Origin of the sequence: Enterococcus sp. AZ040, assembly GCF_050499185.1 — a bacterium.
In the GTDB taxonomy this organism is placed as follows: Bacteria; Bacillota; Bacilli; order Lactobacillales; family Enterococcaceae; genus Enterococcus_D; species Enterococcus_D entomosocium.
Genome location: NZ_JBMHEW010000001.1, coordinates 501,490 through 516,525, shown reverse-complemented (window position 1 = coordinate 516,525; position 15,036 = coordinate 501,490). Strand labels below are relative to the sequence as shown.

At 43.3% G+C, this 15,036-nt stretch carries 12 protein-coding genes; 3 read left to right on the top strand and 9 right to left on the bottom strand.

Annotation, left to right across the window (positions count from 1 at the left end):
• The first annotated feature begins 120 nt into the window (after positions 1-120).
• A complete protein-coding gene (locus IGK63_RS02410; protein WP_005232137.1) occupies positions 121-1,164 on the top strand; it encodes a LacI family DNA-binding transcriptional regulator in 1,044 nt (347 codons plus the stop codon).
• A gap of 59 nt (positions 1,165-1,223) precedes the next feature.
• Here IGK63_RS02410 and IGK63_RS02405 read toward each other — a convergent pair whose 3' ends face one another.
• Together IGK63_RS02405 and IGK63_RS02400 are read right to left on the bottom strand one after the other, a co-directional pair.
• Positions 1,224-2,891, bottom strand: a complete 1,668-nt coding sequence (locus tag IGK63_RS02405) for a heparinase II/III family protein (protein ID WP_016611365.1) — start codon at positions 2,889-2,891, stop codon at positions 1,224-1,226.
• The gene (locus tag IGK63_RS02400) at positions 2,888-3,736 is read right to left on the bottom strand and encodes a hypothetical protein (protein ID WP_034872053.1); all 849 of its coding nucleotides are present in this window, start codon (positions 3,734-3,736) and stop codon (positions 2,888-2,890) included. The genes IGK63_RS02405 and IGK63_RS02400 overlap by 4 nt, the downstream gene beginning before the upstream one ends.
• Positions 3,737-3,905: 169 nt before the next feature.
• Here IGK63_RS02400 and IGK63_RS02395 point away from each other — a divergent pair, with 169 nt between their 5' ends.
• The gene (locus IGK63_RS02395) at positions 3,906-5,741 is read left to right on the top strand and encodes a DUF2264 domain-containing protein (RefSeq protein ID WP_429972424.1); all 1,836 of its coding nucleotides are present in this window, start codon (positions 3,906-3,908) and stop codon (positions 5,739-5,741) included.
• A 244-nt stretch (positions 5,742-5,985) separates the two neighbouring features.
• Here the strand turns inward: IGK63_RS02395 and IGK63_RS02390 are convergent, their stop codons facing one another.
• Together IGK63_RS02390 and IGK63_RS02385 are read right to left on the bottom strand one after the other, a co-directional pair.
• Positions 5,986-6,471 (bottom strand): hypothetical protein, encoded by a 486-nt coding sequence (locus IGK63_RS02390; RefSeq protein WP_016611369.1) that lies wholly within the window; start codon positions 6,469-6,471, stop codon positions 5,986-5,988.
• Between the two features lie 91 nt (positions 6,472-6,562).
• Positions 6,563-7,330, bottom strand: coding sequence for an AraC family transcriptional regulator (locus IGK63_RS02385; RefSeq protein ID WP_015508907.1), 768 nt, complete (start codon positions 7,328-7,330; stop codon positions 6,563-6,565).
• Positions 7,331-7,431: 101 nt separating this feature from the next.
• On the opposite strand from IGK63_RS02385, the gene IGK63_RS02380 reads away from it, so the two are divergent.
• Positions 7,432-8,964, top strand: coding sequence for an alpha-N-arabinofuranosidase (locus tag IGK63_RS02380; RefSeq protein WP_016611371.1), 1,533 nt, complete (start codon positions 7,432-7,434; stop codon positions 8,962-8,964).
• Between the two features lie 246 nt (positions 8,965-9,210).
• Here IGK63_RS02380 and adhE read toward each other — a convergent pair whose 3' ends face one another.
• From adhE to IGK63_RS02355, 5 genes are all read right to left on the bottom strand, one after another.
• Positions 9,211-11,802, bottom strand: coding sequence for a bifunctional acetaldehyde-CoA/alcohol dehydrogenase (adhE, locus tag IGK63_RS02375; RefSeq protein ID WP_008376050.1), 2,592 nt, complete (start codon positions 11,800-11,802; stop codon positions 9,211-9,213).
• A gap of 307 nt (positions 11,803-12,109) precedes the next feature.
• Positions 12,110-12,601, bottom strand: a complete 492-nt coding sequence (locus IGK63_RS02370; RefSeq protein ID WP_005232154.1) for an NUDIX hydrolase — start codon at positions 12,599-12,601, stop codon at positions 12,110-12,112.
• A 139-nt stretch (positions 12,602-12,740) separates the two neighbouring features.
• Positions 12,741-13,259: a GrdB-related putative oxidoreductase gene (locus IGK63_RS02365; RefSeq protein WP_016611373.1), complete on the bottom strand. Its 519-nt coding sequence runs from the start codon at positions 13,257-13,259 to the stop codon at positions 12,741-12,743.
• Between the two features lie 17 nt (positions 13,260-13,276).
• Positions 13,277-14,632 (bottom strand): PTS cellobiose transporter subunit IIC, encoded by a 1,356-nt coding sequence (gene celB, locus IGK63_RS02360; RefSeq protein ID WP_034872054.1) that lies wholly within the window; start codon positions 14,630-14,632, stop codon positions 13,277-13,279.
• Between the two features lie 68 nt (positions 14,633-14,700).
• On the bottom strand, positions 14,701-15,033 hold the full coding sequence (locus tag IGK63_RS02355) for a PTS sugar transporter subunit IIB (RefSeq protein WP_005227348.1): 333 nt from the start codon (positions 15,031-15,033) through the stop codon (positions 14,701-14,703).
• Positions 15,034-15,036 lie beyond the last annotated feature (3 nt).

Sequence of the window (15,036 nt, the reverse complement as noted above, 5' to 3'; positions counted from 1 at the left end):
GAAAATAATCAATAGTTTTTCCTAAAAAAAGTAAAATTTTTACTTGAGGGCAATTTCTCTCTTGGTTTTTTTACTAAAAAGAAATATACTGAAGAGGAGAAGCATTGGAGGAGGGATTCTATGGCTACGATTACCGACATAGCGACCATAGCTGAGGTATCAATATCAACCGTATCACGGGTTCTGAACTACGATCCTAGTCTTTCAGTGACCGAAGAAACCAAACGAAAGATTTTCGAGGCAGCTGAAAAACTAAATTATACGAAATACAAAAACAAGCAAAAGCAGCGTGAACTACCAGTGGATGTACCAAAAAAACACAACAAATCGATCGGGATCGTTCAGTGGCGGATGGATGATGAAGAATTGGAAGACATTTACTATATGTCGATTCGTTTAGGTGTGGAAAAACGCGCCGCCGAACTGGGTTGTGATCTGTTAAAAATCTCCAACCTTGATGAGTCAGTGATCCAGTCCGTCGACGGCTTACTGGCAATCGGCAAGTTTACAGAAGAGCGGGTCAAGAAACTCCATGAGCTACACCCCAACCTCTGTGTGATTGGCAGTAACTTTCCCCTGGATGACTACGATTCTGTCAATACCGATTTTACGCAAGCAACGGAGTTGGCTCTTTCTCACTTGATGGGACTTGGTCATCAAAAAATCGCCTTTATCGGCGCCGAGGAAAGTCAAAATATGTATGGGTATCGACGGTACAAAACGCCAACGGTCAACACCTATGTCGATATGATGCAGCATTATCAGCTGTTTGATGAGGATTATTTCATCGTGAAAGAAAATAGTCGGTTGGATGTCCAAACGGGGGAAGAATTAACGGAGCAGGCTTTGGCTTTGTGGCAAGACCGCTTGCCGACTGCGATTTTGGCAGCCAATGATGCCTTTGCGATCGGGGTCATTCATACGCTAACGGCTCATGGAATCAAGATTCCTGAAGACATCAGTGTTATGGGCATCAACGATATTTCGGTGTCCCGCTATGTCTCCCCACCCCTTTCTTCGGTCCAAGCATTTACTGAAGAGATGGGTGAAACGGGGTTAGAGCTACTCTATAACCGCATCGAAAATCCTGGGATCGCCAGACGCATCTTTTTAAGTACACAGCTGGTGATTCGTCAATCTACCGCAAAACCAAAAGAAGGCTGAGAAGCTGCGGTGTCTTCTTGCATTGATCAACGTCATTGCAAGGAAGCACCGCATCCTTCTCACCCTTTTTTTATTTTAATGGTCGTTTTGATTTCCCCTGTCTGCTCAAGCGTGTATTCGGCTTGAATCAAATACGCTTGCGCCTGTACACCATGGTGATCTTGATAAGTGACTGGCTGTATTTGGATCTTATCACTGGTAAAACCAAGAACACAGCGTGCTTTTTTTGTCATTAGTTGAACGGTCTTATCTTGCACCATTGGTGGTATGTTCGTAATAAAGTTTTCCACCACCAGATTCTTTGGTTGGTGCTCGTCAAAGACAAAATGGTCTTCGATCGTTACTTGTTGCTGCGAGACCACGAAGCGCCGCTGGTATTCAGTGACCGCTGCTTTCGGATAGAACGCACTGAGGTCTAAGTCAAATTGCTGGTCATTAACCTGTAGCACCGTTGCTTCCTCGGCTGTTGGGCGTTGGGTGTGCTGTTTGATGATTGGCAGCGAATGACTGATTGCGGCTGCGGGAAAGTAGTGATAGCGCGTGTTCTCGTCAAAATACTCTTTGGTGTACTCCCCTGCACCAAGGTCCGTCAGAAACAACTCCTCCGTCGTTCCTAAGACAAAATGACCGACATCAAGATGATTGTGGCTTTCTTGATTGCTCCCCCCTTTGGCAGCAAAAAAGAGATCCTGCTGCACATCTTTTGCAACGAACCACTGCGCTTGTTCAAAATAGTGATGATACGAGGCATTCGTTTCTCGTGTGATCGCTTCGTTATGCCAATACAAATTTCGATAGATGTGGGCAAACCGGTAGCAAGGATCAAAATCTAACGGACTGACCCCCGATAATTGGGGAACCGTCACGCCTAAATGCTCGTAGCAATAACTGACCAAGCCGCTAGGCAGTTCGATCGCCGAATAATCAGAAAAAGGAATATAATGCCCCGGAGAAATCATCGTGTAATAAGGAAAAGCGGCGATTTTTCTGGTTTTAGGCTGTTTTAGGTAGGTATCTTCTTGCAATACTTCTGCCAACAATTGCGCATAATACAGAAAATAACCAAACCCATACGCCCAGTATCCGACACCTTCCACACAAGCCCCATCTTCGCCAAAGCTGTTGAGATAGCTTTGCATTGCAGTATCCAATCGTTTGATCATCCGCAATTGTCGCTCGCTTTTTTTCGGCAATACATAGAGCGCCGTCATTCCAAGACAGCCACCAATGACTGCGGACCAATTGTTCTTTTTTGTCTCCCACTCCCAGGTTTGATCCTCGAAGGGTAAAAAAAGCCGTTGATCGATCTCATACAACACTCGTTCTGTGATGACTGGTGAAAGGTCTCCCCCAATCAACATCAACAACTCTGCTAAGGATTGCCCAGTTTCAGCTGCAAAAAGATCGACTGTGTGGCGCGCTTGCGAAGAAAACTGGCCATCGACAATCGGCAGATGCGCTGGCAGACACCATGTATATTCATTGCAGATTTCCCAAATCACTTGCTCCAGCAGCACTTTGATCGCTGCCTTACGCTCCATTTCATAAGCAAGTCCTAAAACCACCAACATCCGTCGGCGGGCAAAATAATGGGATTCGAAGACAACACGATTCCCCAATTCGAGATACTCTTGATAGCCTTGATAAGGCAAATAGGGAATCTCACCAGTGTCAAGATAAGCCTGTGCCGCCTGTAAAATTTCTTCTTTTACCTCTGCTGGATTCACGCGTTTTCCTCCTGAATAGAGCGTCCGAAGACTTCGATTTGGGTCAACGCTGGAAATGGTGAGGGATCGTCATTTTGGATCAGTTCATGCAATTTTACCCAAGTGACCGTTCGCGGCTGGAAAGAAAACCGTTGAGGCTGGCTGCTTTTGACCGAATGCAAGATTTCTTGACTCCCATCGGAAAACGCCAACGTGACTTGTTGCCAATAGCTATCATGGGGAAAATCCGCCCGTAACGTAAGCGCACATTGGTCGATGCTGACCTCATGACCAAAGTCGATCGTCAAAGCGGCATCTGCTTGTTGATTGATCCCCCATGAGCCATAGGGATAATTGCCATGAGACGTATTGGCAAAAATGCCATCAATAGCGTTACAAGCGAAAAACGTCGCATCATCTCTTGTTTCAACATTGGCATGGGCATGCGGATAGGCACCCAAGAATTCTTTTTGATCATGAGGGTTTAAGGCGACGTTGCGGTAAGCCGCTAGTTCTTCTTTTGTTGCTACCCGCACACTCAAATAGTGACTTTTCCCAGCAAAACGGCCTTCTGGCGCAGCTTCTTTGGCATTTTTACTAAGATTTACGGGGTAGATCCACTCGTTGCCTTTGATGTACACCAAAGTAGTCGCCAGCGTTTCATCGAGTGTGACCCACACAAATTGTCCGCTGCGTGAGAGCGAAACAACGATTTTATCTCCGTCCTCGTAACAACACTCTTGGGATGCCAACGTGACAAAGTCTTCCGCCGTCGCTTGCAGAAGGGTAGATTCACTTTCAGGTGCTCGTTTGCCTTGTTTTACTTGATGCTTTTGGTCATAAATCGTTAAGGAAATCTGGGTCATTGCATGTAGCTCCTCTCGTATTTTCTCCATTATAGCGATGTCGACAAAAAAATGTAACTGTTTCCAGCGATTTTTTACTATTTTTTTACTTAAAATCGAGAAATGTAACGGTTTCCATTTATTTATTTTACTAAATAAAGTAAAATAACAACTAAAAGGAGCTGTTTGCATGAGAAACTTCCAAGAAGCATTAAGTAAGAACCCTCTTCGAACCAAAACCGATCTAGAAGAGGCCCTTGTTGATCTGGTCACTTCCATATACGAATGTATGGCACAACAAGGAACTCCCGGGAGGGTCCACCTAGGAAATTCAGGAGCGGTGTACACTCAGGAAAAGAGTGACATCGAAGGCTTTTTACGGACACTCTGGGGATTGGGCCCATTGTTCAGCCAAGAAGAAGCGTGTCTTCGTTTCCCAAAACTTTTTCAACAAGCCAATGCCGGGATCGTTGCAGGCACCACCCCGACCTCTCAGGAGTACTGGGGAAAATTGCATGACTATGACCAATTGTTTGTGGAAATGGGTGCCCTTGCTAGCTATTTGATTTTTACCAAACCGATCTTTTGGGATCGCCTCACACCAAGAGAGCAAACGAATCTCTTTGATTGGCTCAGCCAGATCAATCAGCACACGATCCCTAAAACCAATTGGCTCTTCTTTCGGATTTTAGTCAATACCTTCTTTGAAATGGCAGCATTGCCTTTTGTAGAAACCACCCTTTTGGCTGATCAAGAAGAGATCGAGAGGTATTACTTAGCAGACGGCTGGTATTTTGATGGCTATGAAAATCAAATCGACTATTATATTCCTTTTGGGATGCAATACTACGGACTCCTTTACAGTGTTCTTACCTGTCGTTCCCAATGCCCTTATCAGTTTAACTACCGTCAAAGAGCCGCTACGTTTGCTCAATCCTTTAAGCAGTGGTTCACAAAAACCGGTGCGGCATTGCCTTTTGGCCGTAGTCTAACGTATCGGTTTGCGCAATCAAGTTTCTTTGCCGTCGGTGCTTTCGCCGATATAGAATATGAAGGCTTCACAAAAAATGAAGGAAAATATTTACTGTTACAAAACATGCGTTACTGGTTTCGCCAACCAATCTTTACGCAAGAAGGCTTTTTAAGTATTGGCTATGCCTACCTCAACCTAAATATGGCTGAAGGCTATAACGCACCAGGATCGCCTTATTGGGCTTTCAAAAATTTCTGTGTATTGGCAATCCCAGCGGATGCTGAATTTTGGACGCTTGAGGAGCAGGTGTCAACCTTTGCCCCACAGGTGCGCAATCCGCATAGTCGGATGCTCTTGGTGCATAACCAAGAAGGGACAGAATTGCAAGCTTTCACGGCGGGGCAGCATTCCCACGAACATGCTCACGGCAATGCCAAATACGAAAAGTTTGTGTATTCGACAACGTTTGGGTTTAGCGTACCGAAAGCAACCGTTTTATTGAAACAAGGTGCTTATGATAATACATTGGCGATCTCAGAAGGGCAGACGGATTTTAAAACGGCTTTTGGTTATGAAGCCTTTGCGATTGAAGATGACTACGTCTATAGTCGCTGGCGTCCCTACGAACAGGTCATCATCGAAACCTTTGTGATTCCGATGTATCCTTGGCATCTGCGTTACCATCGGATTCAAACGGATCGAAGGTTGCAACTGGTCAATGGCAGCTTTGCAGCACCGGCTGATGGTACTGCGTTTTCTAGCAAAGAAGGCACCTTTTATCAAAGCTCGGTTGGCTGTGTTGGTATCAAAACCTTCGCGACGCATCAAGAGGGTACCCTCTTGATGCCAGAACCCAACACGAATCTACTTTATAGTCGAACAGTCATCCCTCAAGTAAGCAAAACCGTTCTCGCCGGACAACAGGAATGGCTCGTTGCGTGTTTAGGCAATGCCTTTTCTGATCAGATCCCACCCTTTGATGTCACTATCACAGCGGACAAAATAACAATGAGCAAAGGGGATCAGAGAAAAACTATTCAGCTTAACTACTAGCAAAAAATTACTGGCAAATGCTAGTAGAAAAGCTACCGAAAACACCTTTCTAATTTACTGGATTGAAGAATGTCCCCCCAGAAGTTCGCTTTCAGTCTAACGTTTCAGCGTCGGTACCTTCTGCCCCCTCCGTTTCTATTGGCAAAGAGCAAAAAAATACTTGTACCACAAAACGGTTCTTCACACATTGTGAAGCGCCGTTTTTTTGGTACAAGTGATTCATGTTTTGATTGACGATCAGTGCTTATTTCCCGAAAAGCTTTTGGAGAAATCCTTTTTTCTCAGAGACTTCCTTTGTTTCAGTCACCTGAAGCGGTCCAGTTTCCTTCACGACTTGCTGAAAGCCACGATTGTCTTGCATCAACAGACCGTTTAGTTCCAGGATCCCAGACAGACTGCCAATCATCCGCCGCACTTCTCCCGCACTTTTACCGAAAAAGCGCTGGTCGTCATTTGCTTCGGCTTCTTCCAAAATAACCAGCAGCTGCTGGATGCTTTGATTTTGTTCACCTAAGACGTACGACAACTGGTCAACTTCCACTGTTGTAGTTGCCGCTGACGGTACTAAATCTGTTATTAGCTTTAAGCTATCTAAATAATCCTTTAAGTCAAAAATGAACGTTTGTGCCGCTTCATTATTCATTAATTGGCTTTGACTCAATTTTCTTTGTAGCGCTTCCAATTCACTTGAACGTTTAGAAAGTTCGCTTACGATCATTTCTATATCCATATGCCACCTCCTAATGACATTGTCCCGTTTTCTCTTTCATCCGTCAAGAATTCGTCGGACTTTTTTCTGCGTTTTTACCAATCACCCCTGACTATTGCTCCTGTTGGTACTTTGTGGGTGCGCACCCATAGCGCTTCGCAAAGAGCCGATTAAAATGGTTGATGTTTTGGAACCCTGATTGAAACGCCGCCTCTCGAATCGTTAGTGTTTCGTTGCTGCGTAGATAAAAAAACTTTTGAAACCGAGCTTGCAATAAATCTTCTTTGGGCGTGGTATGAAAAAACTGTTGATAGAGCTTGTAGAATTGGCTTTTACCGATGGAAAGCTCTCGGCTAAATTGGTAAAAATCCCATTGCTGTTCGCAATTGACTAACATTTTCAACCGCATCGCTTGAAACAGTTGATAGTGTTCATTTTGTGGTTGCGGGATGCTTTCTTCAAAATTGCGTTCAAGTAAGACCAATAGATTTGTCATATACGCCGCAATCAATTCTTCCGTGTGCCGTTGTGGCAACAAGGATTCATGATTGATCTTTTGGATCAATTTGTTGATTTGTTGAATATTTTTCGGCTGGAACAATTGGTTGCAAGGGATCGCATAGGTTTCTTCGATCACCTGATCCGTTTGAAACTCAACAAAGCTATTAAAAAAATCTTCTTTGCCACGATAATCTTGATAGACGGTTGGAGGAAAAAGAATGCAGCTACCTTTTTCACTGGTTTCTTGATGACCATCTTCAAAAGTGAAAACCATTGGAGACAACGTCAACACGAAAAGATAATGCTTTAAGCCAGAGGGGCGATAAATATGATCGGAAACAGCATTGTGCATTTGAAATCCTGAATAGGTTACGTTCAACTTCTCACTCCTTCCTACTTGCCTTTAGTATAAAGAAAACGGACAAAACGTCAATAGAATAAGACAGAATGTAGTGTTTATTTTCAAGGACTATCGCTACAATGAAAGAAAAGAAAGGGGTTGCAACATTGAAGAAAACTACGATGTATTTAGACAAACACTTTATTTTGGCACCAGTCGACGAACGGATCTATGGCTCTTTTGTGGAGCACTTAGGGCGCTGTGTGTACGAAGGGATCTATCAACCAGAAAGTCCTTTTGCCGATGAGCAAGGCTTTCGTCAAGATGTCGTTACCTTGATCAAGCAGTTGAATGTGCCGATCGTCCGTTACCCAGGAGGCAACTTCGTCTCTGGGTATAAATGGGAAGATAGCGTCGGACCTAAAGAGCAACGGCCAGCAAAAATCGATTTGGCCTGGCGGGTGATCGAGAGCAATCAGTTCGGCTTAAACGAATTTATGGATTGGACCAAAGAAGTCAATACGGCACCGATGATGGCGATCAATCTTGGGACACGAGGAATCGAAGCAGCGAAAAACTTGATCGAATACACCAATTTAAAAGGCGGCAGCTATTATAGTGATCTCCGTCGTACCCATGGGGTGGCCGATCCTCATGACATCAAACTTTGGTGTCTAGGCAATGAAATGGACGGCCCTTGGCAAGAAGGACATAAGACAGCCGATGAATATGGCCGTCTCGCAGAAGAAGCTGGCAAAGCGATGCGTCTGGTGGACCCAACGATCGAAACCGTTGCTTGTGGTAGTTCTTCTCTCACGATGCCGACCTTTGGCATGTGGGAAGATACAGTATTAAGTCATTGTTACGATCAAGTCGACTACATTTCCATGCATCAATATTATGGCAACCGTAACGGCGATAGCCAAGATTATCTAGCAAGCAATGTCGCAATGGATCAGTTCATCAGTCAAGTCGCAGCGATCTGTGATGCGGTGAAAGCCAAACGCCGAAGCAAGAAGACGATCAATATTTCCTTCGACGAATGGAACGTCTGGTATCACTCAAATGAACAGGATCAAAAAATTGAACCTTGGAGTCAACACCCACCACAATTAGAAGACGTCTATCACTTTGAAGATGCGTTACTCGTCGCAAGCATGATGATCACGATGCTTCATCACGCAGATCGCGTTAAAATCGCCTGCATGGCACAGCTGGTCAACGTGATCGCACCGATCATGACTTCCGATACTGCCGCTTGGAAACAAACGATTTTTTATCCTTATGAAATGATCAGCAACTATGGTCGCGGTCACGTGTTGCATAGTATCCTTCGAGGAGCTGATTTCGATAGCAGCCACGGGAAAGCTTCTTATGTGGATGCCATTGCGATCGAAAACGAAGATGACTATTTAACCTTTTTCTTAGTAAATAAGGATTTGCAGGATGCCAATGAATTCACTTGCGACTTGCGTCAATATGATTCATTGCAAATCGCTACCCATCAAGTCTTGCACCACCCAGACTTGCATGCCGTCAATACCGAAGCAACCCCGAACAACGTTGTGCCCGTCAATGGAAAAACAGCGGAATTGAATGACGGCATTTTGCGTGTCGTCTTGGAAAAACAAAGCTTCCAGATGCTACGCTTGAAGAAAAACGTCAGCAAGTAACGAGCGTATCTGTTTTAGCAAAAAAAGCAGCAGCCTTGGTGACATCCTGAAAAAACGAGACTTTTACGGAGTGGAGACATCCACTCCTTTTTTATGATCCCCCCCTGTTCGATTGCTGTTTTTCGCATTCTTAACTGATCTGGGCAAGGAAGCGGCAACTGCCAGCTTGCTTTCTCAAAAAAAATGAAACGACAAAAGAACACCCTGCGGCAGCTAAGATACCGCAGGGTGTTCTTGATTCATTGTTTAGCCGTTATAGGCATCAACGATGATTTGTTTCAATTCAGAGATTAGTGGTTCTTTTGGATTTGCTGTTGTACATTGGTCTTCGTAAGCCAATTCAGCCATGCGATCAACTGTTGTATCTAGTGTTTGTTGAGTGACGCCTTGCGCTTTCAAGCTCATGTCGATACCAACAGATTGTCCTAATTCGTAAACAGCTGTTGCCAATGCTTCAACCAATTCAGCCGTTGTTTTGCCTTTAAGGCCTAAGAATTTCGCAATGTCTGCGTAATCTGTATCGGCACGGAAGAAGTCATATTTAGGGAACATTGCATGTTTTTGTGGGTCTTTGGCATTGTAACGGATGATGTGCGGTAAAAGAATCGCATTTGTACGTCCGTGAGGAATACCATATTCACCACCGATTTTGTGAGCTACAGAGTGACAAATACCTAGGAATGCATTGGCGAAGGCCATACCTGCCATTGTTGAGGCATTATGCATTTTTTCGCGAGATTCCATATCAGGTGTTTTCACTGATTTTTCTAAGTAGTCAAAGACTAGCTTGATTGCTTGTAAGCTCAATCCACGAGTGTAATCAGAGGCCATTACGGACACATAAGATTCGATCGCATGAGTCAAGACGTCCATTCCAGTGTCTGCTGTAACAGAAGCAGGTACTGACATTACGAATTGAGGGTCAACGATTGCAACATCTGGTGTCAATGCGTAATCAGCTAATGGGTACTTCACGTGTGTTTCACTATCAGTGATAACCGCAAATGGGGTTACTTCAGAACCAGTACCAGACGTTGTTGGGATACAAACGAATTGGGTTTTTTCTGGTTTGTCGATCTTGTATGTCCGTTTACGGATATCTAAGAATTTTTGTTTCGCGCCGAAGAATGAAGTATCTGGGTGCTCATAGAACATCCACATGCCTTTGGCAGCATCCATTGCTGATCCACCACCAAGGGCGATCACTGTATCTGGTTTGAAATCAACCATCATTTTTGTTCCAGCGTAAACGGTGTTTGTTGATGGGTTTGGTTCTACGTCAGAGAAGACTTCGATTTTCACGTCATTTTTACGACGAGCAAGTACTTCACGAACCGTATCGCAATAGCCGAATTGAACCATACCAGGGTCACAAACGATCATGACACGTTCAACGTTTTCCATTTTCTCCAAGTACATTAGAGAGTTCTTTTCAAAGAAGATTTTTGGTGGCAATTTAAACCATTGCATATTATTTCTCCGTTTCGCTACAGTTTTCACGTTGATCAAGTTCACGGCAGAAACATTTCGTGATACAGAGTTTTTCCCGTATGAACCACAACCAAGTGTCAATGATGGAATCATTTCGTTGTAGATATTTCCGATACCACCTTCTGCAGATGGTGTGTTAACTAAGATACGGCAAGCTTTCATGCGTAGGCCGAATGCTAATTGCAAGTCTTCGTTTTCAGTGTGGATCACCGCTGTATGGCCTAATCCGCCTAAATCAAGCATTGCTTCACATTTTTCGAACGCGTCTTCTGTGTTGTTTGCTTTGATCATTGCTAAAACTGGAGAAAGTTTTTCTCTTGATAGTGGGTAATCAGCACCGACACCGTCAAGTTCAGCGATCAATAATTTTGTTCCTTCTGGTACGTTGATGCCTGCTAATTTCGCGATATCCATTGCTGAATGACCAACGATTGCTGGATTTACGGCATATTTCCCTTCGTTCATCACGGCATCTTCAAGTTTTTGTAATTCTTTTGCTTTTACAACATATACTTGATGTGCTTCAAATTCTGCTTTCACAGAGGCATAGACTTCTTTATCAACGATCACTGCTTGTTCAGAGGCACAGATCATTCCGTTATCAAAAGTTTTTGACACGATCAAGTCATTGACTGCTCGTTTCACTTTCGCTGTTTTTTCGATATAAGCAGGTACGTTCCCTGGTCCAACACCTAATGCAGGTTTACCAGTTGAGTATGCTGCTTTGACCATGCCAGCGCCACCAGTTGCTAATACGATCGCAATTCCTGGGTGGTTCATCAATAAGCCAGTCGCTTCGATTGATGGATGCTCGATCCATTGCACACAGTTTTCAGGTGCCCCAGCAGCGATGGCTGCATCACGAACGATACGTGCAGCTTCTGCTGAACATTTTTGTGCAGATGGGTGGAAAGCAAAAACGATCGGATTACGTGTTTTCAAAGCGATCATTGCTTTAAAGATCGTTGTAGATGTTGGGTTGGTTGTTGGTGTTACCCCACAAACGACACCAACTGGTTCAGCGATTTCGATCAAGCCTTTTTGTTTGTCTTCATTGATCACGCCGACTGTTTTGTCATGTTTGATACTGTTCCAAATATATTCTGAAGCGTACATGTTTTTGATTGCTTTATCTTCATAGATACCACGGCCAGTTTCTTCTACTGCCATTTTAGCTAAAGGCATGTGTTTGTCTAATGCTGCCATTGCCATTTCATGAACAATGTGGTCCACTTTTTCTTGATCAAAGCTTTCCATTTCTTTTAACGCCACATTTGCCTTCGTTGCTAAATCGTCGATCATTGCTTGTACGTCGATTGTCACTTCTTTTTCCAATGTCTTAGCCATTGTTTGTCCTCCTAGTTTTTAAACATGTTTTGTTTGTTAACTACTTCACATACAAATCATACAACATCTTTTTTTGTTTGTAAATAGTTTTTGTGATTTTTTTCACAGTTTATTAAACTCCCTTTAAATTAAGCGTTTTCAAGAGCTTTTAAGGAAAAGAAGTGGACAAAAGTTTCGGTTTTTATTAAGAAAAATGTCATGTGCTAAGTTGAACAATGGAGGGATTTACGAAAACACCTTATCCCTACTAAATATGATCATCTGCTCTTTTCACTTTTTCTGTCAAACGTCATATGATCTGAAAGGATTATTCATAAGAAGGGTCCTCTAATACATCCCATTTCATTAGGCGTTGGCTTCTTGCCGTAAATGCCTTCTGTTTAAACACCTCACAAGCTTTTATTACAAGAGGTGATGCATTTTGTTCATTTAGCTGCTCGATGGGGAAAAAAACTGCTCCCAATGAATCTTGGCCTGTAAATTGAGGAACATTCTTCTCAAGACTTCCAACGGTTGTTTGAATCTCATAAAAGACACAGATGTGATTATTCATAGATGTTCCTTGATAGTGCCAGGGGTAAAGAAAATTAATTGCCCCTAATTGATGATAGCTAGTGACGGTCATGCCGGTTTCTTCTTTAAATTCTCGGCACAGCGTGTCTTCCAGCAATTCACCTGCCTCCATGCTGCCGCCTGGCAAATCATAGCGGTTTTGATAAGGTCCCGCCTTCTTTTTGATGACGGCCAAGCAGTTGCCTTGAAACAAAATTCCATATACTCCAAATGCGGTATGGTACAACCGAATCCCTCCTAACTTGTATCTATTCTACGTAAATCAAAACAAATCATCAACAGGCTTAGTCGATTTATGTCTTACATCGAACATGCTTGGCTTGATTCATAAAAAAACGACCAGCCAGCGCTGATCGTCTTTCTCTTTAAAACAAATCTTCTTGGTCTGCTTCTGTTAGAGGCTTCCCGTGGGCAAGCTGGGAAACAACATGCGCCATCTTTTTGTAGGAATCATTCAATCCGATTCCGCCTTTTTTCGGCATCTTCAAGATATAGATATCTTTGGCATAGATTGCCACTGCTGGGTTTTCCTCTGACATCGCTGCAGCCCCTGGAATTCCTTGTGCATTGAATACTTTCGTCAATCCTGCTGCCATTTCGCCAAAATTAGGATAATGCATCGCAGGTCCGCAAAGAACGGCATCGGCGTCAAATTTTTTAGCAAACCCCACAAATTTTTTATTCACTTCTTCTTGATGCTCGTGATAATATTGGTCACCACAATAAATCGTTGCAACGATTTGTGCGTCTTGCTCTTGAAAAAGTGGATTCAAGGTTCGACCTGGACCAAGGGCAGCTTTTTTGCCGCTTGGCGGCAACTGAGCATTTTCATCACTTCCCATCCCTGCAGTGACATGATTGAGAATCAAAATTATTTTTTTCATGAGCGGTGCCTCTTTTCTTACAGATCATCAAAATCGAAATCATCAAAATTGATTTCCTCTTCTTCTTGTTCAACGGCATCCGCTTCTTCTTTTAGATATTGATTATCTAAGACTTTGATAAACGGGTAATAAATAGCCATTCCTAAGAGGATCAACAAGACTTGTAACACGGCCGCTTGCCAACCACTGACTAAGAAACCAGAAATAATCGGTGGCGTGGTCCATGGCAGCTGAATTCCATTGGTATAGTTGACTAACCCAAGATCCATACAGAAGTAAGAGATAATAATATTGATCGTTGGCACTAAAGCAAAAGGAATCAGCAGAACTGGATTCAAGACGATTGGTAACCCAAAGATGATTGGTTCATTGATCCCGAAAATACCTGGGATTAACGATAACTGTGATAGTTTTTTGACCCTTTGGCTTTTACAGACTAAGATCATGACTAAAATCAAAGATAATGTCGAACCGCCCCCGCCAAAGGTCGCGAACATGTCTTGAAATTGACCGGTGATGATGTTAGGAATTTCTGCGCCATTCTTGAAAGCATCTAAGTTTTCAATAGATAATGCCCGTAAGATAGGGTTGAAGACGGCACCGACCACACTGGAACCATTGATCCCAAAGAACCAGAAAAAATGCAAAAATAGGTAAGCTATGATCATGGCACCTAAAGTATTTCCTAAACTTAACAACGGTGTCTGTAAGAACTTAAAGAGGATCTCTTGGAGATTGCCATAAGACGTCAAGTTGGCTAACCAGTTGGCGATCATAAAAACCGTCACGATCACAAAACTAGGAATCAATGCCTCAAAGGATTTCACCACGGTTGGGGGAACACCGTCAGGCATTTTGATCGTCCACCCTTTGCGTAATAACGCAACGAACATTCTGGTGGAAATCAAGGCAACGACCATCCCTAAGAACAAACCGCTGGAACCCATCCACCGTAATGGCAGGCTGCCAACTTCATACACTTCCGTAGAGCCTTCTGGTGTGAAAACGGTCGTAAATGGTGTCACGATAAAAAAAGAAACGAGTGAAATAATGGCTGCTTGCATGGCATCAACTTTAAACTGTTTTGCCAAACTATACCCGATCCCACCAACGGCTAAAATCGTCATAATGTCAAAGCTGGCTGTTGCTGGCATATTCAACATCGTTGCCCAGTTGTCTCCCAGCAAACTGCTCATCATCTCGTTCCAATTTGGAATCGGAAAATTGGTCAAGACTAAAAAGAGTGAACCCACGATCAACAACGGTGTGGATAATAAGAAACCATCACGAATCGCAATCAAATATTTGTTTTCACCAATCGTCTTTGCCATCGGTGTTAACACTTTTTCTAACCAGTTTAAAAATTTCTGCATTTTTCTTCCTCCCATCTGCGTGCTATCTGGCAGATAACACGTAGTCCCCTGTTACTCCAACACTTTTATTACTTTGCTTTGGCTTTTTTGATCAAGCTTAAGGCATCTTTCAATGCTCGTTCGCCATCCATCATGCCGTATGCTTCTGTTGCGATCGTGCCGACTGGAATCCCCATTGGCTCGAAAGTTGCTTTCATTTTGCTATCTAAGTGTCGTACTTGTGGACCTAACAAAATAGCAACTGGTTTTTCTTGTTCGACTTTTTCTTCTGCATGGATTGCAGGGAATGCTTCGATCGTCAAAGGCATGTTGTGCTTTTTGACGACTTCCATCATTTTATTGACCATGATACTCGTTGACATTCCAGCTTCACAAAACAAATAGATTTTTTTCGTTGCCATATC

What these genes read in the sequence shown, in the direction of transcription:
- IGK63_RS02410 (WP_005232137.1), top strand. Translation starts at nt 121, where the DNA reads ATGGCTACGATTACCGACATAGCGACCATAGCTGAGGTATCAATATCA.
- IGK63_RS02400 (WP_034872053.1), bottom strand. Translation starts at nt 3,736, where the DNA reads ATGACCCAGATTTCCTTAACGATTTATGACCAAAAGCATCAAGTAAAA.
- IGK63_RS02395 (WP_429972424.1), top strand. Translation starts at nt 3,906, where the DNA reads ATGAGAAACTTCCAAGAAGCATTAAGTAAGAACCCTCTTCGAACCAAA.
- IGK63_RS02390 (WP_016611369.1), bottom strand. Translation starts at nt 6,471, where the DNA reads ATGGATATAGAAATGATCGTAAGCGAACTTTCTAAACGTTCAAGTGAA.
- IGK63_RS02380 (WP_016611371.1), top strand. Translation starts at nt 7,432, where the DNA reads ATGAAAGAAAAGAAAGGGGTTGCAACATTGAAGAAAACTACGATGTAT.
- adhE (WP_008376050.1), bottom strand. Translation starts at nt 11,802, where the DNA reads ATGGCTAAGACATTGGAAAAAGAAGTGACAATCGACGTACAAGCAATG.
- IGK63_RS02365 (WP_016611373.1), bottom strand. Translation starts at nt 13,259, where the DNA reads ATGAAAAAAATAATTTTGATTCTCAATCATGTCACTGCAGGGATGGGA.
- celB (WP_034872054.1), bottom strand. Translation starts at nt 14,632, where the DNA reads ATGCAGAAATTTTTAAACTGGTTAGAAAAAGTGTTAACACCGATGGCA.
- IGK63_RS02355 (WP_005227348.1), bottom strand. Translation starts at nt 15,033, where the DNA reads ATGGCAACGAAAAAAATCTATTTGTTTTGTGAAGCTGGAATGTCAACG.